A 22,067-nucleotide genomic window follows, 5' to 3' on the forward strand; every position below is an offset into this window, starting at 1 on the left:
CTTCTGGCACCACCGAGGATCCCGAGTTCGAGTACTACGATCGCTTCCCGCTCACCGTGAACGACGAGGATGTGACGGCAAAGGTTGCGGCATCCTTCGATGAGTACTTTGGTGAGAAGAGCCTGAGGCAGGGTCCCACCGTGGGGTCCGAGGACTTCTCGGTCCTCCCCGACGCGTTTGGCGTTCCCTACACGTACTGGAACATTGGAGGGTTCTCGGGTGCTGAAAAGCCCTCGAACCACTCTCCGTCCTTTGCTCCCGACATCTCCTCCATTGACACCGGTGCGCAGGCCATGATCGCCGCCTCCGCTCCCTGGCTCATGCGGTAGCCCCCGGTTAACCCGAAAGTTCAGTGCCGACTGTCGACCGGCCGTAGGGGAAGTCTGTTGTCACAACGTAAGCCGGGCGGGTACGCACCTGTTGCGGGCCCGTCCGGCTTGCTGTATTTCCCACGTCGAAGGGTTTGGCTTCGAAGGTCCTTGCTTCGAAAACTGTGTCTTCGGTGTGCTGTGGCTCCGCCCTAGTTCTTCATGATGTTGCGGGGGAGTGCGGAGAGGATCTCTCCGAGGGTCACCTTCTGCTCGTCGGTGATGGCGGAGAAGTACTCGTCGGCAACCTCGGCGCGCTTCTCGTCCAGTTCTGTCAGGAGGTTGCTGCCGGCCTCGTTGATCTCGAGGATCTTGGCGCGCCGATCGTCCGGATCCGGCGTGGTGTCGATGAGGCCCTTCTCGACCAGTGCATCGACGACGTCGGTGACCGCCCTCGGGGTCACGTTGAGCTGTTCGGCAAGGCGGGCCGGACGAATCGGCTCCTTGGCGATCATCTTGAGCGCCCGATGCTGGTGGGGCGGGATGTTGCGGGAGTGGTGGCGGATGTAGCGGGCAACGGAGCTGATGAGCTCGCCCAACTGTGAGCCCGTAGGCACTGTGTCTTCTTCCATGCGGGAATAATATCACGAATATAGGAGTTAACTACATTGTGAAGTAAGAACACTAATTAAATAAAGGAGGCTCTATGAATACGAATGAGCTCCGCGGGCCACAGAAGATTCGGCCCGAAGATCGACTGCGACTGCAGCAGTCCCCGTTTCCTATTCCCGGGTCATCAGCCTGTTCAAGCCCTACCGCCTACAACTCATCGCGGTCATGACCCTCATCGTGTCGGTCTCAGGACTGACCGTTGTTCAGCCTTTCCTGGTCCGGACCATCGTTGACCAGGCCATCCCCCAATCAAACGTCGAACTCCTGCTCTGGCTCATTGGAGCCATGATTCTCATCGTTGTCCTCACCCAGGCCATTGGCGTCATTCAGACGTACATGAGCGCACGCGTGGGACAGCGGATCATGCACGGCCTGCGAGTCGATGTCTTCACGAACCTCCAGCGACAGTCTCTCGGGTTCTTCACCAAGACCAAGGGCGGCGAGATTCAGTCCCGACTGACGAATGATATTGCGGGAATGAAGTCGATTGTCACCTCGACTGCCACATCGATCGCGTCCAACATGACAACGACGATCGCGACCATCGCCGCCATGATCGCTCTCAGCCCCACTCTTTCTCTGCTTTCCCTCCTCGTGCTCCCGCCCTCGATCTACCTGACACGCAGGGTGGCGCTCACGAGGAAGGCGATCACCGCGAAACAGCAGGAGACCATGTCCGCCATGCAGTCAATGGTCACGGAGAACCTCTCCGTCTCCGGCATTCGCCTCGCCAAGACGCTTGGCCTCGAGGATCACAATAGGCGGGCGTTCTCGGGAGTCTCGGAGGAGCTCATTGACCTCGAGCTCAACTCCCAGCTCGCCGGCAGGTGGCGCATGGCGACAATGCAGATCATCTTCGCCATCATTCCCGCCCTCATCTACCTTGTGGCAGGACTGCCCGGAACCGCGATCTCGATCGGTACCCTCGTGGCGTTCACCGCCCTCCAAACCCAGATCTTCCGCCCCCTCACGGGTCTGCTCGATATTGGGGCGCAGTGGATCTCCGCCATGGCCCTGTTCTCCCGTGTGTTCGAGTACCTCGACCTCGAGCCCGAGCTGCGCGAACCCGAGGGCTCCGGGCGGGAACCAGCTGACACCTCGATCGAACTGAACCACGTGTCCTACACGTACCCGGGTAGCGACAAGCCCGCGCTCAACGACATCACCATTCACGTGCCGTCCGGCACCTCCCTCGCCCTCGTTGGGCACACCGGATCCGGCAAGTCCACCATGGCGGCGCTACTGACTCGCCTCATCGACCCTGACACGGGTGCGGTACGAATCGGCGGAGTCGACCTACGGGACATGACCTCTGCTGAACGCGCGAGCCGAATCGGCGTGGTTTCGCAGGAGACCTACCTGCTCCACGACACGATCCGAGCCAACCTGCTTCTCGGTGGGGAGGCTTCGGAGGAAGAACTGTGGAGAGCACTCGCCGTCGCCCGCATCGACCACCTCGTCCGCAGCCTGCCCGACGGTCTCGACACCGTGGTGGGTGCCCGTGGCTTCCGCTTCTCGGGAGGCGAGCAGCAAAGGCTCGCCATCGCACGCACCGTGCTCCGGGATCCAGAAATCCTCATCCTTGACGAGGCAACCTCGGCACTCGACAACGAGACGGAACACCTGGTTCAGGAGGGCCTCGCCAACCTATCTCGTGGCCGCACGACGATCATGATCGCCCACCGACTCTCCACGGTCCGCCACGCAGACCAGATCGTTGTCCTCGACGGCGGAGAAATCATGGAGCAAGGCAACCACGACGAACTCATGGAAATCGATGGTCACTACGCCATGCTCGAGCGGCTCATGGAGGCCGCGTAGTCCACCGCCTGGAGGCCTTCTCTGGTCACTTTCGGAAGCGTCCGCCGAACGCTTAGGGAGCCTTCCTGATTGAGCAGTTCGTCCCAAGTCTGTGAGTTTGTGGGGAGCGCTCTGTTTCTGGGCATTTGTGCGGTACTCAGAGCTTCCCGTCGGGACCCGGGAGGACTACCGAGAACGCATGGAATTTCAAGTCACGTTCGATGCGAACGATCCAGCAAAGCTTGCCGACTTCTGGCAGGCAGCACTCGACTACAAGCGCGATGATCCGCCAAACGGCTTCGACACGTGGGATGCGTTTCTGAAGGAGGCTGGGGTTCCTGAGGAGCAGTGGAACGATGCTGACGCAATCGTCCCATTGGACGGCTCCGGGCCACGGATCTACTTCCAGAAGGTGCCCGAAGGCAAGGTCGTGAAGAACAGGGTTCATCTTGACCTACGGGCGGCGCACGGGCTCAAGGACATTGAACGCATGATCGCGCTCGAGAAGAGGGCCGTCTTCCTTGAAGGCATCGGTGCGAGCAGAGTCCGCAGGATCGACGCTGACGGACTCAACGTGGGCTTCATTGTCATGGCGGACCCGGAGGGCAACGAGTTCTGCCTCGACTAACGAATCGAGTTCTGCCTCGATTAACAAAACTGGTTCTGCCTCGACTAACGAGAGGTGCGCACAGTCACGGGAGGGGGAAATGATTGATCAAGAACCAACTCATCCGGCGTAGCGGAGTCCACGATCCAAAGAATCTCAAGATCCAACGGATCTGAGCCGGACCCACTGGGTCCTGTGAACTGACTGGGCCAATTGGGCGATGGGGAAAACACCCGGTGAACGGACCGCCAAAGCGGTGCGGACACCGGGTGTTTGGCGCTAAGTTGAAGCCATGCGTGTACAGCTGACCTTCGATGCTCACAACCCCAAGGCTCTCGCGGTCTTTTGGGCCGTTGCCCTCCACTACAAGATGGAGGGACCGCCCGCGGGCTACGACACGTGGGAGGCCTACCTCGAGGCCGCGGGTGAACCCGAGGAGACCTGGAACGATGCCTCCTCGATCGTCCCGAAGGACGGGGATGGGATTCGGATCTTCTTCCAGAAGGTGTCGGATCCCAAGATCGGCAAGAACCGCCTCCACCTTGATGTTGCCGTGGCCGAAGGGCTAGAGGGCGAGAAACGGATGGCGGTGCTGGAAGCGAAAGCCGACGAGCTGAGTGATTACGGCGCCACCCGCATCAAGCGCTGGGAACCCGATGGCATCAACCCGGGGTTCCTCGTCATGGAGGACCCCGAGGGTAACGTCTTCTGCCTCAACTGAGTCTGAAAATTCTCCCGGAAACAGTTCGTTAGCGGGTTCTCCCACCCCTGCCGCAGGCTAAGGTAGGCAAGGTGAGGAGACCCCTATGAACAGACTTTCATCCGCAGCCACCACTCTCCTAGGCGAGCCCGAAACGTGGGTGACCACGGCATCGGTTCGGCCCACCAAGAAGGTTGCGTCGCAGCTCTCGGGCGACACGAACCTGACCGTTCCCGTGTGCGAACCGGCCGACATTGAACTCGCCGCCAGCAGGGCTCGTGCCGCTCAGAAGCGCTGGGCGGAAACGCCCGTTCGGGACCGCGCAAAGATCATCAAGGAGTTCTCCACGCTCGTCTGGACGTACGAGAAGGAGCTCCTTGACCTCGTCCAGGGAGAGAATGGCAAAGCCCGTTCGCACGCGTTCGAAGAACTGAGCGACGTGGCCATGACCGCCTCCTACTATGCGAAGAACGCGGCAAAGTTCCTCGAGTCTCGCCGCGTGCCAGGAGTGCTACCGGTTCTCACACGGACAACAGTCCACCATCATCCACGCGGTGTCGTCGGTGTGATTTCGCCCTGGAACTATCCCCTGACGCTTGCGGTCTCGGATGCTGTTCCCGCCCTACTCGCAGGCAACGCCATCGTCCTCAAGCCCGACTCCCAGACACCGCTGTGTGCGCTTGCGGCCAAGAAGATCCTCGTGGAGGCCGGTCTCGATCCCGACCTGTTCCAAGTTGTGACCGGCCCCGGCAGTGCCGTCGGATCCACCCTCATTGAGAACTCCGACTACCTCATGTTCACGGGCTCGACGAAGGTCGGACGAGACCTGGCAACCCAGGCCGGCAAGAGGCTCATTCCGTTCTCTGCCGAACTCGGTGGCAAGAACCCGCTGATCGTGTTGGAGGATGCTCCGCTCGCTCGCGCCGTCAAGAGCGCCGTCAAGTCCGTGACCTCCAACTCCGGACAGCTCTGCATCTCGATCGAACGCATCTACGTGGAGGATAAGATCTGGGATCGGTTCGTTCCCGCCTTCGTTCGCGCCATGAAGAAGGTCAAGGTTGGGGCAGGCTACTCGTGGAAGGAAGGGATGGGTCCTCTCATCTCCGAGTCCCAGCTGGCAACGATTCAGTCCCACGTGGACGACGCCGTGGAGAAGGGTGCCACGGTTCTCGCTGGCGGCAGGCTGCTACCCAAGGTGTCTGCAACCGCGTACACACCCACGGTCCTGACCGGGATCACGGAGGATATGTTGGTGGCGAAGGAAGAAACCTTCGGACCGGTGGTGTCCCTCTACCGCGTGAACGACGCCGAGGAAGCCATCGAGCTCGCCAACGACACCGAGTACGGACTGGGTGCATCGCTGTGGACCTCGACCGGGCGCGGGGCGCGACTCGCAAAGAGAATCAAGGCCGGCACGGTCAACGTCAACGACGGCTACATTGCCGCATGGGCATCGATCTCCGCTCCCATGGGTGGCATGAAAGCCTCGGGAGTTGGCAGGAGGCACGGATCCGAGGGAATCCTCAAGTACACGGAAGCGCAAACGGTCGCGACCTCGCTCATTCACCCGATCCAGGCACCCGGTCCCATCGGTGAAAAGACCTGGTCCACCATCATGAAAACCTTCATCAAACTCGGAAAGTAGAAGCATGCGAATTCCCTTGGCAGGAGCCATTGTTCTCGTGACCGGAGGTGCCTCCGGCATTGGCAAGGAGATGGCGATCGGGGCTACTCACCGCGGCGCTAAGCACGTCATCATCTGGGATATCGATGAGGATGGCGGTGAGGCTGTCGTTCGCGAGATCGAGTCCTTCGGTGGTCACGTGTCGTTCTACCATGTGAACCTTCTCGACCCGGAGGCCATCACCTCAACGGGAGAGCAGGTATTGGCAGACCTTGGACGCGTCGATGTTCTGATCAACAGCGCGGGCATCGTGACCGGCAAGCACTTCCTTGACCTCACCGATGATGACGTCACGCGAACCTTCGGTCTCAACACGTTCGCCCTCTACCGCACCACCCGGATCTTTCTGCCGGGAATGCTGGAGCGAGGCAAAGGATCGGTCGTCACGATCGCATCGGCAGCGGGCCTCGTCGGCGTCGCACGCCAGACCGACTACTCGGCATCGAAGTTCGCGGCCACGGGATTCAACGAGTCCCTCCGTGCAGAACTGCACCACTCAGGACACGATCTCCACACTCTCATCGTGCAGCCCTACTACATCAACACGGGCATGTTCGACGGGGTGGAGACGAAGTACTCAAGTCTCCTCCCGATCCTCGAAACGGACGAGGTTGCGGCCAAGGTTCTGGACGCCATTGAGGCTGGCAGACAGTCACTCGTGCTGCCGCCCTTCGCGGCCCTCATCAAGCTCCTCAAGATCCTGCCCGTACCCCTGCACGACAAGCTCTGCGACCTCTTCGGCATCAACTCAACCATGGATGACTTCACAGGCCGAAAGCGCAACTAGGCTTCGTAGATGCTGGTGCAGCGAACAGGTGCAATGAGCGCCGTACAATGGACACGACCAGAACCGCGTAGCGGCAATGGGTGAGGGGAGGATGGCATTCATGCCATCCTCCCCTCAAGCTCTTAACAGTCTGCTGTGTTTTCACTCGTCCTCAGGTGCCGGAGTCAGAGATTCGACTCCGGCTGGCGTTGAACGATTCGCTCCTCCGAGCGGGTTCTTCGCAACAGACTTTTCCGAATTGGTTCTTCAGGACTGGTTTGCAACCCTGGCCAGGTGCTCGTCCATGAGCCTTCGGCACGCGATTGAGACGTTCTTGAAGCGTGGATCGGTCTCGCCTCTGGCTACCTGCGCGGTGAAGGCTCTGACCTCGTGGTGCATGGTTTGCGGGGGAGAGTTTGGAGCCTCAAACAGGGTTTGGGTCTCGCCGCCACGCGGGTGGTATTGAATGAGCGTGGGTTCGCCCAGATCATCCGCTGTCAGGGCACCGTCCTCGCCGAGGATGAAGCTGGGGGTGACGTGCTTCGTGATCTTCGACCAGGAGAGATCCACGATGAAGTCGCTGTATCGCCAGTTCATGGAACCAGCTCCCTCGAATCCGTTGTTGAGCACGATGCTGGAGCCGACCGAGTTCAGAGGTTCCCCAAAGAGGTCGCGGGCGGGCTGGAGAACGTACACGCCGATGTCGGCGATTGAGGAGTTGCCAAGTGCCGGATTGAAGGCGTTGAGGACCTCACCGGCGCGGAACTTGTCGTAGCGACCCGAGTACTGGAGTTTGTTGAACTGGACCTGGCGGAGGGGACCGAGCTTCGGCATCCAATCCCTAAGCAACTGATGTGCTGGAGCGTGAAGGTGCCTCATCGCCTCCATGACCACCACGCCAGCCTTCTCGCCGGCCTCGAAGATTCCGGTCACTTCTTCCAGGTTGGTGCCCATGACCTTTTCGACGAGAACGTGCTTTCCTGCGGCAATCGCGGCGAGAGCTTGCTCGTAGTGGAAGCCGTTCGGGCTCGCCACGTACACAGCATCCACGACCTGGAACATGGCTTCGAGGTCGGTGAAGACCTGCTCAATGCCGTGTTCCCTCGCGAAGGCATCACCGGTTTCTTGCTTGCGGGAGTAGACCGCGGCCGGCACTCCAGCTCCGTCGCTCTCGCGACATCCCTGAACGAACCATTCGCTGATGTAGTTGGTTCCGATAATCCCAAATCTCACCGGGCTCATGACCTCTCCCTACCTGTTGCTGACGTCTTTACTACGAGTCAACCACAATCCGCGAAGGCGGAACTACTCAATTCCACGAGTCTGTGAGCCAAAGTGTCCCGTTCTGGAAGGGTTTGCTTCTTCGACAGTCGTGGCTACCGGCTTGGCGATCAGGACCAGCCGGGTAGCCAGATGTGGAGACGCCAGAAGTCGTACGGAATGGTCATGCCTGTCCACAGCGGCATCCAGAAGATCGAGAGAACGATCGCGAAGCCAGCCGTGACTCCAAGAACAACCGCGGCCTTCTTCGAGGGGATATGGAGGTGGTAGGTGAGCGGATCGGGTCCACCGTAAAGCAGAACCGCCCTCTCTACCGGATCATCCTCAAAATCAACGTCGTCCGGGACGTCCTCCGAGGCACTGTTCGTGTCCTCTACCAAGTCGGCAGGTTCTTCTTCGCCAGTGGTGGCACTGGGCTCGTCGCTACCGTCGCTGTGAGCCGGTTCGCTCAAGTGAACGTGACCGTCTGACGGTGCCGAGTCCGCCTTGATGGCCTCAGGCGCTGAATCGGTTGTGAGGTTTTCGCGGGACTCTTCGGATGTGGGACCTGAGGCGCCCTCCACCTCCATCGGCTCCCCGGGCGATGTGGGGTCCCGCGACTCGTCTGAGGATGCTGTGACGGCATCTGGAGTAGCCGGGGTTGTGACGGCATCGGCAGAATCCGGGGCTGTGACCGCCGCGCGGGGTTTCTTGACGGGAAGTGCGAGGGTCCAGTCCTCCTCGATTTCCTTGGCTCTGCGTCTGGCAATGGCCTTGCGTATGGCGGAGAGGGAGGGTGCTGGGAGCATGTCCGTGACCCAGGAGAGGGCAAAGATGAGGGCGAGAATGACGTAGGGCAGGAACGCGACCGAGTAGAACTGGTAGATGGTGCGACCGATGTAGTTGAACCAGGGCAGGTACATGGCGCCGTAGCCGGCGAGGATCGCCCATGCTCGCCAGTCACCGTGTCGGAACGCGAACCAGATGACAACGAGGAGGGAGGCGGCCGCCAACCACCAGATTGCGGGATTGCCGACCGAGTTGATGGCTTGGACGCAGCGCTCCGCGCCGCAGTCCTGAACGATCTTCTCCTGCGGTGGCCAATAGAAATTGACGGGACGGATCTGGAGGATCCAATCCCAGGGCTGGGACTGATAGGTGTGGGGAGAGTCGAGGCCGGTGTGGAACTCCCACATTTGCTTGTGATAGGCGATCCACTCCGCGACAGCGTCCCCCAGGCCGTCAAAGGGAACATCTTCGCGAATGATTCGTTGGTTCTCGGCCCAGCCACGCTTGAACGAGTTGGGGTTGAGGAACCAGGAGGTCCACGCGCCGACGTAGGCAACGAGAGCCACGGGAATGAAGTTGACGAAGGCGGGGATCCCGCCGGTGACAATACCGGAGGTGAACCAGCCGCGAACCTTCAGTTGCTTCTTCGCGGCTGTATCCCACGCAAAGACGAGAATCCCGAACACAGCGAGGGCGTAGGCGGCGGACCACTTGACGCCGCAACCAAGCCCAATGAAGGTGCCGGCGAGAATCAGCCACGGCCGCCACAGCAGCACCGGACCCAGATAAGAGGTGGGGATGCCGTGTGCCGTGACCGTCCCGTACGCGACCCGGTGGGCAAGCCTTCGCCTCGTCCAATCACGGTCCTTGAGGACCGCCCAAAAACCAGCAAGTACGAATGTGGCGAGAAGGTTGTCGAGGATGCCGGTGCGGGACAGAACAATACCGACGCCGTCAATTGCCATGAACAGGCCGGCCAAGAACGCCATCGGAACGGAACGGAACATGCGTAGGGCAATGCGGGTGATGAGCATGACGGAAATGACGCCTGCCAGTGCGGTGGCAAACCGCCACCCGAAACCGTTGTCCGTTCCGAACAGGGACTGACCAAAGCCAATGAGCCACTTTCCAAAAGGTGGGTGAACAACGTAATCGGCAGTTGTTCTCGCGGCAATGTCGCTGCCCTGGACGAAGATTTCGCTTGCGTCCTCGCCGGTCCAGTCTCGCTCATACCCGTAGGTGATAAGAGAGTAGCCGCCCTTGACGTAATAGGTTTCGTCGAACACCATCTGGTGCGGGTGGTTCAGTCCAATGAAGCGGGTGAGGATGGCGATGAGCCCGGCACCGGCGGTGGCGAGCCAACCCCACAGCCTGACCTGGGCGGGCAGGGTCGACCAGGTGATGCCGAGTCGGCTCAGCAATTCGCGTTCCCACGCCTGGGATTGACGCTCGGTCAAAGTGCGGCCTTGGTCGGCGCGCTGTTTCTCATCCACCTCTGTCACACCTTGCAGTGTACTGGGGGAGTTTTGATTTGGAGTGACGCAGGGGCCCTTCATGAGAGATAGTTGAAGGGTGAGCGACGGCAAAATCTACTTGGCAGCGACCCCAATCGGCGATCCCGGCGATGCAACCCCGCGATTACGAGACCTGTTGGGCAGGGCGGATGTCATTGCCGCGGAGGACACGCGTAGGCTCCTCAACCTCGCCTCCCGCCTCGATCTCACGGCCACCGGCAAGATCCTTGCCTTCCACGACCACAACGAGAACGAGCGCATCGAGGAACTCCTGGACGCCGCCCGGAGCGGACTCACGGTCCTTGTCGTGTCGGATGCTGGGATGCCGACCGTGTCGGACCCGGGATATCGGCTCGTCCGAGAGGCACACGATCAGGGCGTTCCCGTCACCGTGATTCCCGGAGCGTCCGCCGTTCTGACTGCGCTCGCGATCTCCGGGCTCGCAACCGATCGTTTTTCGTTCGAAGGCTTCGCTCCCCGCAAGGATGGAGATCGAAACAAGGTCTTCACCGAGCTCGTGGGTGAAGAACGCACCATGGTGTTCTTCGATTCCCCGCACCGCATTGGTGACACCCTCGCCGCCATGGTCCTCTACTTCGGTGACGACCGTGAGGCCGCGGTGTGCCGCGAACTCACCAAGACCTACGAAGAGGTAAAGCGTGGGCCCCTTGGGGAACTTGCGGAGTGGGCGAAGGACGGACTACGCGGTGAGATCACGATCGTGGTATCCGGCGCCGACGAGGACGATGCGAGCGCGGAGGACTACGTGGCCGAGGTGCTGACACTCGCGAACATGGGAATGCGGTTGAAGTCGGCTGCCGCCTACATATCGGAACGCACGGGAGTGCGGAAGAAGGAACTCTACGAGGCGGCGATGGCGCGTCGCGACGAAGAGTAACGACAAGAGACAGTAGGCCGCGTAGCATACCGATGAATGTCCGAAAGAAATAGAGGACATTTGGTAACGATTTGATACCGAAGTGAGTATCTTAAGTATCGGACAACCCACAATGATCAAAGTGACACAAGATAGACTCAGTGAGCCTGATTCGTCTGGCTGTGGTTTGACTGGTGTGGCCCACGTTGAACCACAGGTGGGGAATGCTTAGCGCATTCCCCACCGACGACGGGCACATCCCGTCACGTTTGCTTCTATCGGCCCCGGATTCGAATGAAAACTCATCGAACACGTCCGAACCAGCAGGTTATAGCCGGTCCGTTTTACAGCCAGGCGTTCTTCGACTCCAGCTGGATGATGCCGGCGCCCTCCATGATCGTTCGGGCCTTGAGCCCAAGTTCCTCGCTGGTCGGTGCCGTCAGATCCGAGAACACACGAACCTCATCGAACATTGAGCGAGCATCGAGTGCCGTGTCCTTCACGCAGTGCGACTCTGCGAGGCCAACGATGTCGACCGAGGTGATCTCCGCGGCCTTGAGAACGTCCTTCAACGTCCTCCCATCCTCGGTCTTACCCTCGAAACCCGAGTAGGCCGCTGCGTACTGGCCCTTCTTCACTGACTCGCTGGGCAGGTCGGCAACAGCCGGATGTAGTTCGGCCTCGTCGGTGCCGGCCACACCGTGCGGCGGCCACGTGTCAACGTAGTCAGGATTATCAGAGAAGTGATGACCGGGATCGATGTGCCAATCCTGAGTCGACACGATCACGCCGTAGTTATCCGCATTGATCCGAGTGAACTCTCCGATCTTCCTCGCCACCTCGTTGCCGCCAGCAACTGCGAGGGCGCCTCCCTCGCAGAAGGTGGGCTGAACGTCAACAAGAATCAGGGCCCGGTGCGGCTTGACCAGGAGCGCCGCCAGGGTTTCGTCGTCTTCGGGATCCGTACCGTCCATAAATGCTTCACTCATGTTCTAAATCCTAACTGTGTTCGATACGTAACGCGTTAGATTCTTCACCGGACTCGATCCGTATTAACCTAGTAGCTATGTCACGAGTACTTTCAGCTGTTGCTTGGCCCTACGCAAACGGACCCCGCCACATCGGCCACGTTGCCGGATTCGGTGTCCCCTCGGATGTCTTTTCCCGATACATGCGAATGGCAGGCCATGACGTACTCATGGTGTCCGGAACCGACGAACACGGCACCCCGATCCTCGTGGCAGCGGATCAGGAGGGCATCGCCCCCAAGGATCTCGCCGACCGCAACAACAGGATCATCGTGGAGGACCTGACGGCACTCGGACTCTCCTACGACCTCTTTACCCGCACCACGTCCCGCAACCACTACCAGGTTGTCCAGACCATGTTCGAAGGAGTGCGAGACAACGGCTACATGGTTGTCGAAACCACCTCGGGCGCCGTCTCGCCCTCGACAGGCCGGACCCTACCCGACCGCTACATCGAAGGCGTCTGTCCCCACTGCGGCTACGACGGCGCTCGCGGCGACCAGTGCGACAACTGCGGCAATCAGCTCGATCCCACGGATCTCATCAACCCCCGCTCGAAGATCAACGGTGAAACCCCCGAGTTCGTCGAGACGGACCACTACTTCCTTGACCTTCCCGCGCTCGCGGAGGAGCTGGGCCGCTGGCTCGACAATCGTGAGAAGTCCGGACTGTGGCGCACCAACGTCATCAAGTTCTCGCAGCACCTGCTTGAGGACATTCGCCCCCGCGCCATGACCCGCGACATCGACTGGGGCATCCCGGTCCCGGGTTGGGAAGACAAGCCGAACAAGCGCCTCTACGTGTGGTTCGACGCGGTCGTTGGTTACCTGTCCGCCTCAATCGAGTGGGCACGTCGCATCGGGGAGCCGGAGCGTTGGCGTGACTGGTGGAACGACCCCGAGGCACTGTCCTACTACTTCATGGGCAAGGACAACATCGTCTTCCACAGCCAGATCTGGCCCGCTGAGCTTCTCGGCTACAACGGCAAGGGCGACAGGGGTGGCGAACCGGGAACCTACGGTGAACTCAACCTCCCGACCCAGGTCGTGGCATCCGAGTTTTTGACCATGGAGGGAAGGAAGTTCTCCTCCTCCCGCAAGGTCACGATCTTCGTTCGCGACGTCCTGTCCCGCTACCAGCCGGACGCACTTCGTTACTTCATCTCCATTGCTGGCCCCGAGACCTCCGACTCCGACTTCACGTGGGCCGAGTTCGTGCGCCGCAACAACTCCGAGCTCGTGGCGGGCTGGGGCAACCTCGTCAACCGCACCGCCGCCATGATCGCCAAGAACTTCGGCGAGATCCCGGCCCCGGGTCCGCTCGAGGCCATCGACAACGAACTGCTTGAGCAGGTCCGCAGGGGCTTCGAGGTCGTGGGTGGCTACATCGAGAACCACCACCAGCGTGCGGCACTCGGTGAACTCATGCGCATCATCGGTGAGGCCAACACGTACGTGTCCCAGACGGAGCCGTTCAAGCTGAAGGCACCGGAGGAGCGGGAGCGTCTCGGCACGATCCTCCACACCCTCATCCAGGTTGTCTCCGACCTCAACACGATGATGTCGGTGTTCCTGCCTCACTCGTCGAACGAGATCGACAAGGTCGTGGGTGGAACGGGCGATCTCGCCCACATGCCCCACATCGAAGAGGTCGAGGATCTGGACGGCGGAGATCCGTACCCGATCATTACGGGCGACTACTCCAACCCGCGCCCGTGGGCATCCGTTCCCGTCAGGGTCGGCACCCCGATCGCGAAGCCCAGCCCCGTCTTCGTCAAGCTCGACCCGGAGGTCGTTGACGAAGAACTGGCTCGCCTCGAAGACCAGTAACGTCGGAGTGAGTAAGTCAGAGTGAGTAAGAAGGACAGGTCCGTCTTTCCTCCCGTCCCACCCGCACTTCCGGTGACCGTGATCGACAACCACACCCACGTGGGAACCGATCGCCTCGGCCAGGAACAGAAGGTCACCGAGGGCGGGGAGAACAAGTACCCGCTACTCATCGACGGCCAGGTGGAAGGCATGAGGCAGGCGGGGATCGCCCACGCCATCACCGTTGGCTGCGAGGTGCCCGACCTCCAGGACGTCATCGATTTGGCGGGAGAGCGCGAGGAGTTCTCGGCCGCGATCGCGATCCACCCCAACGAGGCCGCCATGCACGCCGGGGTGCGAGAGATAGCCCCCGATGGTCTCGATCCGAATGAGCGCGAGCACCACAGGCTCTACGACCTGGATGGTGCGATCAACCTGGTGGCTGAGCTGGCCTCACGAAACCCCGTGGTTGCGATCGGGGAGACCGGGCTTGACTACTTCCGCACGGGTGATGAAGGGAAGGACGCTCAACAGGCATCCTTCCGCGCGCACATTGCCCTCGCGAAGGAACTGAACCTGCCGCTGCAGATTCACGATCGGGACGCCCATGGGGACACGGTGCGGATCCTCCTCGAGGAGGGAGCTCCCGAGCGGACCGTGTTCCACTGCTTCTCCGGCGACCGTGAACTCGCCAGAGTGCTCTCTCGCAACGGCTGGTACGCATCGTTCGCGGGCACGGTCACGTTCCCAAAGAACGAGGAGCTTCGGGAGGGGCTGGATGAGATGCCAAAGGAGCTGATCCTTGTCGAAACGGACGCTCCCTACCTGACCCCACATCCTCATCGCGGTCGTCCCAACGCCCCCTATCTCGCCAACCTCACGGTCCGTTACATGGCTGAGATCAAAGGTGTGGCGCTCGACACCTTCTGTGAACGTTTGCTCACCAACACAAACACCGTCTATTTCCCTTGATATCACGGGAAAGTCCCAGTCGCTCGCATCCAGCGGGAGTCTAGAGTTTTCTGATTGGTGTCCCAGCCAAGGCAAATTAGGTCACGTTTTGGTTACAACGCGACAATTTTTGATTACACTCGGTCAAGTATTCAGAACATTCAAGACTGACTGAGGTTTTTCATGGGACGACACTCCCTTCAACCGAATGAGGCTCCTGCAGTTCCGCAGGCACCGGCCGAGACTACGCTGCCCGAGACCGCAGCATGGGCCGGTGGCGCCGCCGCAACATCTTCAACATCTTCCCGCTCCGTTGTGAGCTCGCGCCGCTACGGCGCCGTCGCGGCTCTTGCCGCAGCAACCGCACTCTCCGCCGTTGCACTGACTGCTGACCCGGCCACCACGCCGAGTGCATCAGCCGCTCAGATTTCCGCTTCTTTCGAGGTTCCCCGCGAGATCGTGACCGCGGAACCCGATCTGACCGCTGAGGTCACCATCGTGGCCGACGGCAAGGCACTTGTTGCCACCACCGAGGCCGACACCTGGGCCCAGGTTCTCGCAGAGAACAACATCACCGTTGGTGACGACGACATCGTGAGCGAAGAGCTCTCCGGTGAGGTCGTTGACGGCGGCATCCTCACCATCGAGCGCGTCACTTTCGAGGACGTTGTCGAGGAGGAGACTCAGGGCTTTGAAACGATCCGCGAAGAGGACCCGAACCTTGAGAAGGGCACCGAGAAGGTCGTGACCGAGGGCGCCGAGGGCGTTACCCGCACCACCTACCGCGTCACCCTGATCGACGGCAAGGAAGACTCCCGCGAGAAGACCATCACCGCGAAGGTTTCTGACCCGGTTGATCGCGTGATCGCCGTTGGCACCAAGGAACCCGTTGTTGAGGAAACCGTTGAAGAGGCAGCTCCCACGCAGGCAGCAACCGAAGCTCCCGCAGCCGCCGCAACTCAGGAAGCAGCTGAGCCGGAGCCCGCTCCCGCACAGCCCGTCGTCGTGAACGCCGGTGGCTCGAAGGGCATCGCTCAGCAGATGGTGGCAGCCAAGGGCTGGAGCACCTCCGAGTTCCAGTGCCTCGAGGTCCTCTGGCAGCGTGAGTCCGGATGGAACCACCTCGCACAGAACCCCTCCTCTGGCGCATACGGAATCCCGCAGTCCCTGCCCGGTTCGAAGATGGCATCGCACGGTGCTGACTGGCGAACAAACCCCGCCACCCAGATCGCGTGGGGCTTGGACTACATCCAGGGACGCTACGGCACTCCCTGTGGAGCACTTGGTCACTCGAACGCGCGTGGCTGGTACTAATCTCCTCACCCCGAGTGATATTCGGGAACTGAGCAACGAGCTCGGTATACGTCCGACCAAGACTCTCGGACAGAACTTCGTAGGCGATGGGGGCACGGTCCGCAAGATCGTGTCCCACGCCGGCGTCGTGGAATCGGACCAGGTCCTGGAAATCGGACCTGGTCTTGGCTCGTTAACCCTCGCTCTCCTTGAGGCGGGGGCATACGTGTCTGCCGTGGAGATCGATCCGAAGCTGGCAACGGCCCTTCCGCAGACTGTGGGCGCGCGCCACGATCGTCCCGAACGCTTCGCTGTTGCACAGTTCGATGCCCTGAAGATTGTGGACAATGAACTCGCGGTTCCACCTGCACTCGAGTCCATTGCACCCACGCACCTGGTTGCGAACCTGCCCTACAACGTGGCAGTCCCCGCCATCCTCACCGCACTCGAGGCGATTCCAACCCTTCAGGTCGTGGACGTCATGGTGCAGCTCGAGGTAGCAGAACGCCTTGCGGCACAGCCCGGTAGCAAGGTGTACGGAGTTCCGTCCGCGAAGGTCGCCTGGTACGCAGAAGCCACCCGAGGTCCCCTGATCGGGCGGGGCGTGTTCTGGCCGGTACCGAACGTCGATTCCGCACTCGTGCGACTCGACCGCAGGCCCGTTCCCACCGCGGATCGCGAACGCGTGTTCGCGGTCATCGATGCTGCATTCGCGCAGCGCCGCAAGACCCTACGCCAATCACTTGGCAACTGGGCAGGTAGCCCGAAGCAGGCCGAGGAGATCCTCAGAGCGGCCGGAGTGGACCCCACGCTTCGCGGTGAGCGCCTCACGATCGACGACTTTGTAGCAATCGCCAAGGCCGGCGAGGAAGCACTGGGCTCCTAAGGATTGTGAGCACCAAATAGATCTCAGGATCTACAGCCAGATACCAAGCACTCCAAGGAGCTTGGATCAACGAATCTTCAGATCGCGCAGGTGATCACCGTGTGCGGTGGTCACCTTCTTCGTTGGGCTTTGGGGAACGTTGCGTAGCTTGATGGCCCCCAACGCTTCTGCTGACTGGACTCCGCCCACGCCTGCAAGGGTGTTGGGGCAGATTTCCACGCCCCATCTCTCGCAGTCCACAGGATGCTCACAAGCCAGGTTGACGTCACTGAGAGCTCCCTTCCTCGCTGACGGTGGGACTCGAATGCTGGAACCGCGTATCCTTTGAGGGTGAAGAATTCCGTGACTGTGCATGCTCCTGCCAAGATCAACCTGGCACTCCGTGTGGGTAGTCCGCGACCAGATGGTTTCCACCCTCTCAACACGGTCTTTTGTGCACTCGACCTCCACGACGAGATCCTGCTCGATGAAGCACAGGAACTCGAGCTTGAGATGGTTGGGTGCGATCTCGCTGTGGACGACAGCAACTTGGGGCTCCGTGCCGCTCGCGCCCTTCAGGACTACACCGGGACCAGTTTCGGTAGCCGGATCACGATCGATAAGAAGATTCCGGTCGCTGGCGGCATGGCAGGGGGTAGCGCCAATGCGGCGGGCGTGCTCGTTGGATTGAACGAGCTGTGGGAACTCGGCCTTGGTGCAGAGCAACTGCACGAGATCGGTGCCCAGCTTGGGTCGGATGTTCCCTTCAGCCTGCTTGGTGGTCTTGCGATTGGTACGTCCCGGGGAGAAGATCTCGTTACTCTGCGTCCCGGCTTCTTCCAGTCGTGGGTGCTGATTCTTGATGGGGAGGGTCTTTCAACTCCGGCCGTGTTCGGCGAGTACGACCGCCTCAACCCGGAAGAACACGAGCCAGCGAGCGTGGACGAACTGGTGACCGCGCTTCAGGGAGGTTCCGTGTCTGATGTTGCTGGGCTTCTTCTGAACGACCTGGCGGAGCCGGCCTTCCAGCTGCGTCCCGACGTGAGAGAAGTCTTTGATAGTGTTGCGGGCCGGGGCATTGCCGCGGTGTTGTCGGGCTCGGGCCCAACCATTGCCCTCCTGTGCGAGAGCGACAAGGTTGCCGATGTCGTGGCAGGCCAACTGAGGAACGAAGGAAGAACCGTGTTGAGAGCTGATGGGCCGGCCGCAGGTGCCCACGTCGTGAGGAGTAGCTAATGGCTCACCTGTTGTCATGTGAGGGCGTTGGTGTCATTCTTGGGTCCCGCCCCATCCTCGGGGACATCACCCTCGGGTTGGACGATGGTGCCCGCATTGGCGTCGTTGGCCCCAACGGTGGCGGCAAGTCCACGCTCCTGAAACTGCTCACCGGCTCCATCACCCCGCAGTCGGGGCGCGTCACACGGGCGGGCGGGCTCCGCACCGCGATCCTCTCCCAGCAGGACACCCTCGGGGATGTCACGGTCCGGGAAGCCATTCACGGCTCCACATCTGAGCACGAGTGGGCCTCGGAACGTGCGATCAGGGAGCTCCATGCCGGTCTCATTCCCGATGTTGATCTCGATCGAAACGTGTCGGAACTGTCCGGTGGTCAGCGGAGGCGCGTGTCACTGGCCGCTGTGCTGACCGCGGATGCTGACCTGGTCATCCTGGACGAGCCAACCAACCACCTCGATGTCGATGGCGTGGACTACCTCCAGCGCTACCTCAACCACCGCTTCGGCAGGGGCAAGGGTGCTCTCGTGACGGTCACTCATGACAGGTGGTTCCTCGATGCGGTCTGCGACCGCATGTGGGAGGTTGTACCCGGCCACGATGGTGCGGGTGGCCGCAACCCTCAACCCGGCCACGTCGAACAGTACGAAGGCGGCTACGCCGCCTACATTCTCGCCCGTGCGGAACGGGAGAGGCTCCGCAACCAGGCGGAAGCAAAGCGCGCCAATCTCCTTCGCAAGGAGCTCGCGTGGCTCCGCAGGGGAGCCCCCGCCCGCACCTCCAAGCCGAAGTTCCGCATTGATGCCGCGAACGAGATCATCGCGAACGAGCCGCCGCCCCGTGACCGCGTCGAGCTGACAAAGATGGCGACCGCACGTCTCGGAAAGGACGTCATCGACCTGGAAGAGGTCTCGTTCTCCTACGGGGACAAGACCATTCTCGAATCAACAACGCTGCGTCTTGCTCCGGGTGAACGCCTCGGCATCGTCGGCGCCAACGGCTCTGGCAAGTCCACACTTCTCGGGTTGCTGGCGGGCCGTCTTGAGCCGACTTCCGGTCGCATCAAGCGGGGTAAAACTGTCGAACTTGCAGAACTCTCTCAGCACACGAGCGAACTCGACAAGGTCGCTGACATGAGGGTGGTGGAGTCCGTCTCCTCGATCGCCACCACCATCGAGGTGGGCGGCAAGGACATGACCGCCAGCCAGCTCGTGGAACGCCTTGGGTTCACGCGGGAACGAGCATGGACTGAGGTGGGCAAACTATCTGGCGGTGAACGGCGCCGACTCCAGCTCATCAGGCTCCTCATGGCGAGCCCCAACGTTTTGCTAATGGACGAGCCGACCAACGACCTCGACACCGACACCCTCTCTGCTATCGAGGACCTCCTGGATGGTTGGCCCGGGACTCTCATCGTGGTCTCTCATGACCGCTACCTGCTTGAGCGAGTGACTGACCGTCAGGTCGCTATTCTCGAGGGCAAGGTTCGTGACCTGCCCGGCGGTGTCGATGAGTATCTGGCTCTGCGGGAGGCGCAGTCCATCGTCAACTCCGTGAGCCACGAGCAGGTCTCTGCACCCGTGTCCGATGCTGCCATTGCTCGCACCGCGAAGAAGACGATGGATCGAGTGGAACGCCAGCTCACCAAGGAACGGAAGAACCTCGAGAAGGTCCAGCAGGACATGGTGGAGGCCTCCCTTGACTTTGAGAAGCTCGGGAAGCTGACCGAGGAATCGAACCGGATCCAGCAGCGCATCGACCAGCTTGAAGAGGAATGGCTGTGGGCTGCGGAGCAGGCCGACTAACGTGATCATTGCCGGACTGATCGCCGCGGGGCTGCTGCTCGGCGGCGGGATCAGCCCCCTCGCCATCGGCGACTCCTACGCGTCGGGTACGGGTGCCGGGAACTATCGCGAGTTCCTCTGCATGCGGTCTGCCGACGCACCCATAGAGAAGGTCGGTGACTTTCTCGGAGTCGATGCCGTCAATGTTGCCTGCAACGCTGCGTGGACCGACGATCTTGTTACCGATCGCCTCATCCAGGAGTCCAGACGTAACTTCCCCCGTGACGAACTGTTCGTGACGGGAGTGGGGAGCTATATGGCGATCTGTGGGAGCGGGCTCGAGGGAACCACCGTCGACTTTGAGGTGGAAGAGAACTCGAGCAACGTCACGGCCTTCTGCACCGTCACCCTCAATCCTCAGATCGATGCCGCAAGCGGTGCCACGGACGTCTTTGTCACCATCGGTGGCAACGACATTGGGTTCGTGTCGGTTGCCAGTGGCTGCCTGATCGCGGAGGACGAGGGAGCCTGCAACACAGCCATGGAGAACGCACAGCGCCGCCTCCCCGACGTCATTGAAAGCGAACGGCGGGCGCTGGTGGCGATGGCGGAAGGTAACCCTGGTGTCCGCATCCACGTCGTCCCGTACCCGCGTCTTGTCAGCTCGGATGATCTGTGGGCGGGATCAATCAACGTGGGGGAGGAAGTGAATGCTTTCCAGGCCGAATGGGAGAACTCCCTCCAGGCCATGGTCGAGGACATTGACGGCGCCCACTACGTGGATACCGTGACACCGATCTGGGAGGGTCACGGCATCGGTGGCCAGGACTCCTGGATCCACACGAGCGGCAATGGGGCTGAGCTCCTCCACCCCACACCCGAAGGGTGGGAAGCGATGGGCAACGCCTACATCGCCCACCTCGGGAGGCTCGCGGTCAGCGAGTAACGGAAGTGCCGCGTGGCACGTCCTCACCGGTCTCGTGACGGCAAATCGGTCTGGTCAGCGTGGCGCCGTCCTGTCTCGTTAGTCAGACGTCGGGTACCTGCGTCGCCACGTGGTCCACAGCGGTCGATAGCCCAAGCGATGCCAGAATGGAACTGACCACGTGTTATTCGACGCCGCATCAAGGATGATCGTGTCCACGCCGTGAGAGTGGGCGTGGTTGTGGAGGGTGGAAGCCAGAGCGCGACCGATGCCGCCAGACCGCACGGCAGGGTCCACGACCGCGTTACCAAAGTAGGCGGCGGGCCGTGGGCGAACGCTCGGCGCCGCCCATCCTGAGAACTCGGGCGGAGCCATGCTTGCCCACCCCACAACCAGGCCATCAATCTCAGCGACGACGGCCCACCCGTCATGCAACGTGAGAGCCTCCTCGACGTGGTGATCGCTGACTTCGGGGGCACGCTGGTAGCCGGAGCCGAACGACACTTCCGTCGCCATGAGCTCCCTCATCAGCTCCCTCATGCGCTCACCGTCGTCTTCGCGCGCCGGACGGATGAGAGCAGGGGATGGGGATACGGGTGGTGGGGTGTTGAGCCTACGAGCCAGAGTCACGGTACGCGCCGTGAACCCGTATTCCAGGAGCGGAACGATGGCCTGCCTGAGCGGGACTGGGAGTCGGACCGATCGCGCACGATCCCCGCCCGGCTCGCTCACCTCCGGCATGGGATGCTCCAGCCACGAGTCCAGGAGGTTTGAGATGTCGGCGGTTGTTGCCTCAGGCGAACACCGGAGTTGAAGGTTCTCCCGCGTAGATGCCTGCCACAGCGACATGGCGTCCGAGAGGGGAGTATCGGACCTGCGCACCAGTCCGGCGGCGCGCCGCGACTGGGCTGCGAGGGCGAGCACGACGTCATCACCTTCGTCTGGGACGGTGAGCTCGCCGATGAGTGGATCGTCCTCTCGCAACCACCCGTTCATCTCTCCCGTGAGGCTCGCGAGCAGTGGTCTCAGTTCGTTCATGCATCCATCGTAGTGACAACAGTTCTCAAGATCTTCCTGAATGCACCTGTGAAAGAACTGTGTCGAGCGAATGTCCTGGACCGAACGAGTTGAGGCGTCGTTGTTCCCGTGAATCTGGTGCGAGGTAAGCAATCTGGTGCGAGGTAAGCCTGGTTGGCTCGAGAA

19 protein-coding genes are annotated in these 22,067 nt (G+C 61.2%); 14 read left to right on the forward strand and 5 right to left on the reverse strand.

What is annotated here, in order from left to right; genetic code table 11:
* A partial coding sequence (locus QMB98_RS07255; protein WP_371685023.1) for a M20/M25/M40 family metallo-hydrolase occupies positions 1 to 329 on the forward strand: 329 nt, incomplete at its 5' end.
* A 191-nt stretch (positions 330 to 520) separates the two neighbouring features.
* On the opposite strand, the gene QMB98_RS07260 is transcribed toward QMB98_RS07255, so the two are convergent.
* Positions 521 to 940, reverse strand: a complete 420-nt coding sequence (locus QMB98_RS07260; protein ID WP_371685025.1) for a MarR family winged helix-turn-helix transcriptional regulator — start codon at positions 938 to 940, stop codon at positions 521 to 523.
* A gap of 205 nt (positions 941 to 1,145) precedes the next feature.
* Here QMB98_RS07260 and QMB98_RS07265 point away from each other — a divergent pair, with 205 nt between their 5' ends.
* The 5 genes from QMB98_RS07265 (at position 1,146) to QMB98_RS07285 (ending at position 6,558) form a co-directional block, all read left to right on the forward strand.
* Positions 1,146 to 2,801, forward strand: coding sequence for an ABC transporter ATP-binding protein (locus tag QMB98_RS07265; RefSeq protein WP_371685026.1), 1,656 nt, complete (start codon positions 1,146 to 1,148; stop codon positions 2,799 to 2,801).
* A 178-nt stretch (positions 2,802 to 2,979) separates the two neighbouring features.
* On the forward strand, positions 2,980 to 3,408 hold the full coding sequence (locus QMB98_RS07270; RefSeq protein WP_371685027.1) for a VOC family protein: 429 nt from the start codon (positions 2,980 to 2,982) through the stop codon (positions 3,406 to 3,408).
* A gap of 271 nt (positions 3,409 to 3,679) precedes the next feature.
* Positions 3,680 to 4,108, forward strand: coding sequence for a VOC family protein (locus QMB98_RS07275; RefSeq protein WP_371685028.1), 429 nt, complete (start codon positions 3,680 to 3,682; stop codon positions 4,106 to 4,108).
* An 85-nt stretch (positions 4,109 to 4,193) separates the two neighbouring features.
* On the forward strand, positions 4,194 to 5,732 hold the full coding sequence (locus QMB98_RS07280; protein WP_371685029.1) for a succinic semialdehyde dehydrogenase: 1,539 nt from the start codon (positions 4,194 to 4,196) through the stop codon (positions 5,730 to 5,732).
* A 4-nt stretch (positions 5,733 to 5,736) separates the two neighbouring features.
* A complete protein-coding gene (locus QMB98_RS07285) occupies positions 5,737 to 6,558 on the forward strand; it encodes an SDR family oxidoreductase (protein WP_371685030.1) in 822 nt (273 codons plus the stop codon).
* Between the two features lie 246 nt (positions 6,559 to 6,804).
* On the opposite strand, the gene QMB98_RS07290 is transcribed toward QMB98_RS07285, so the two are convergent.
* The gene (locus QMB98_RS07290; protein WP_371685031.1) at positions 6,805 to 7,779 is read right to left on the reverse strand and encodes a Gfo/Idh/MocA family protein; all 975 of its coding nucleotides are present in this window, start codon (positions 7,777 to 7,779) and stop codon (positions 6,805 to 6,807) included.
* Between the two features lie 149 nt (positions 7,780 to 7,928).
* Entirely contained in the window at positions 7,929 to 10,088 is a 2,160-nt protein-coding gene (locus QMB98_RS07295; protein ID WP_371685032.1) for a phospholipid carrier-dependent glycosyltransferase, read from the reverse strand.
* 70 nt (positions 10,089 to 10,158) lie between these two features.
* Between QMB98_RS07295 and rsmI the strand changes: the two genes are divergently transcribed.
* Positions 10,159 to 10,998, forward strand: a complete 840-nt coding sequence (gene rsmI / locus QMB98_RS07300) for a 16S rRNA (cytidine(1402)-2'-O)-methyltransferase (RefSeq protein WP_371685033.1) — start codon at positions 10,159 to 10,161, stop codon at positions 10,996 to 10,998.
* Between the two features lie 323 nt (positions 10,999 to 11,321).
* Here rsmI and QMB98_RS07305 read toward each other — a convergent pair whose 3' ends face one another.
* The gene (locus QMB98_RS07305) at positions 11,322 to 11,951 is read right to left on the reverse strand and encodes an isochorismatase family protein (RefSeq protein ID WP_371685050.1); all 630 of its coding nucleotides are present in this window, start codon (positions 11,949 to 11,951) and stop codon (positions 11,322 to 11,324) included.
* A 92-nt stretch (positions 11,952 to 12,043) separates the two neighbouring features.
* Here QMB98_RS07305 and metG point away from each other — a divergent pair, with 92 nt between their 5' ends.
* The 7 genes from metG to QMB98_RS07340 all read left to right on the forward strand — a co-directional run bounded on the left by metG (position 12,044) and on the right by QMB98_RS07340 (position 20,885).
* Positions 12,044 to 13,834 (forward strand): methionine--tRNA ligase, encoded by a 1,791-nt coding sequence (gene metG, locus QMB98_RS07310; protein ID WP_371685034.1) that lies wholly within the window; start codon positions 12,044 to 12,046, stop codon positions 13,832 to 13,834.
* Positions 13,835 to 13,855: 21 nt separating this feature from the next.
* Complete coding sequence (locus QMB98_RS07315) at positions 13,856 to 14,785, forward strand: TatD family hydrolase (RefSeq protein ID WP_371685035.1); 930 nt, start codon at positions 13,856 to 13,858, stop codon at positions 14,783 to 14,785.
* Positions 14,786 to 14,947: 162 nt separating this feature from the next.
* Entirely contained in the window at positions 14,948 to 16,078 is a 1,131-nt protein-coding gene (locus QMB98_RS07320; protein ID WP_371685036.1) for a G5 domain-containing protein, read from the forward strand.
* On the forward strand, positions 16,065 to 16,943 hold the full coding sequence (gene rsmA / locus QMB98_RS07325) for a 16S rRNA (adenine(1518)-N(6)/adenine(1519)-N(6))-dimethyltransferase RsmA (protein WP_371685037.1): 879 nt from the start codon (positions 16,065 to 16,067) through the stop codon (positions 16,941 to 16,943). Before QMB98_RS07320 ends, rsmA begins: the two co-directional genes overlap by 14 nt.
* A 330-nt stretch (positions 16,944 to 17,273) precedes the next feature.
* On the forward strand, positions 17,274 to 18,158 hold the full coding sequence (locus QMB98_RS07330) for a 4-(cytidine 5'-diphospho)-2-C-methyl-D-erythritol kinase (protein WP_371685038.1): 885 nt from the start codon (positions 17,274 to 17,276) through the stop codon (positions 18,156 to 18,158).
* Positions 18,158 to 19,960: an ABC-F family ATP-binding cassette domain-containing protein gene (locus tag QMB98_RS07335; protein WP_371685039.1), complete on the forward strand. Its 1,803-nt coding sequence runs from the start codon at positions 18,158 to 18,160 to the stop codon at positions 19,958 to 19,960. Before QMB98_RS07330 ends, QMB98_RS07335 begins: the two co-directional genes overlap by 1 nt.
* Position 19,961: 1 nt before the next feature.
* Positions 19,962 to 20,885, forward strand: a complete 924-nt coding sequence (locus QMB98_RS07340) for a hypothetical protein (protein WP_371685040.1) — start codon at positions 19,962 to 19,964, stop codon at positions 20,883 to 20,885.
* Positions 20,886 to 20,963: 78 nt separating this feature from the next.
* Here the strand turns inward: QMB98_RS07340 and QMB98_RS07345 are convergent, their stop codons facing one another.
* On the reverse strand, positions 20,964 to 21,902 hold the full coding sequence (locus QMB98_RS07345; RefSeq protein ID WP_371685041.1) for an N-acetyltransferase family protein: 939 nt from the start codon (positions 21,900 to 21,902) through the stop codon (positions 20,964 to 20,966).
* Between the last annotated feature and the right edge of the window lie 165 nt (positions 21,903 to 22,067).

Origin of the sequence: Flaviflexus sp., assembly GCF_041440645.1 — a bacterium.
Classification (GTDB): Bacteria; Actinomycetota; Actinomycetes; order Actinomycetales; family Actinomycetaceae; genus Flaviflexus.

Coding starts and splice junctions, on each gene's coding strand:
- QMB98_RS07260 (WP_371685025.1), bottom strand. CDS start 940: ATGGAAGAAGACACAGTGCCTACGGGCTCACAGTTGGGCGAGCTCATC.
- QMB98_RS07265 (WP_371685026.1), top strand. CDS start 1,146: ATGACCCTCATCGTGTCGGTCTCAGGACTGACCGTTGTTCAGCCTTTC.
- QMB98_RS07270 (WP_371685027.1), top strand. CDS start 2,980: ATGGAATTTCAAGTCACGTTCGATGCGAACGATCCAGCAAAGCTTGCC.
- QMB98_RS07275 (WP_371685028.1), top strand. CDS start 3,680: ATGCGTGTACAGCTGACCTTCGATGCTCACAACCCCAAGGCTCTCGCG.
- QMB98_RS07280 (WP_371685029.1), top strand. CDS start 4,194: ATGAACAGACTTTCATCCGCAGCCACCACTCTCCTAGGCGAGCCCGAA.
- QMB98_RS07285 (WP_371685030.1), top strand. CDS start 5,737: ATGCGAATTCCCTTGGCAGGAGCCATTGTTCTCGTGACCGGAGGTGCC.
- QMB98_RS07290 (WP_371685031.1), bottom strand. CDS start 7,779: ATGAGCCCGGTGAGATTTGGGATTATCGGAACCAACTACATCAGCGAA.
- QMB98_RS07305 (WP_371685050.1), bottom strand. CDS start 11,951: ATGGACGGTACGGATCCCGAAGACGACGAAACCCTGGCGGCGCTCCTG.
- metG (WP_371685034.1), top strand. CDS start 12,044: ATGTCACGAGTACTTTCAGCTGTTGCTTGGCCCTACGCAAACGGACCC.
- QMB98_RS07320 (WP_371685036.1), top strand. CDS start 14,948: ATGGGACGACACTCCCTTCAACCGAATGAGGCTCCTGCAGTTCCGCAG.
- QMB98_RS07335 (WP_371685039.1), top strand. CDS start 18,158: ATGGCTCACCTGTTGTCATGTGAGGGCGTTGGTGTCATTCTTGGGTCC.
- QMB98_RS07345 (WP_371685041.1), bottom strand. CDS start 21,902: ATGAACGAACTGAGACCACTGCTCGCGAGCCTCACGGGAGAGATGAAC.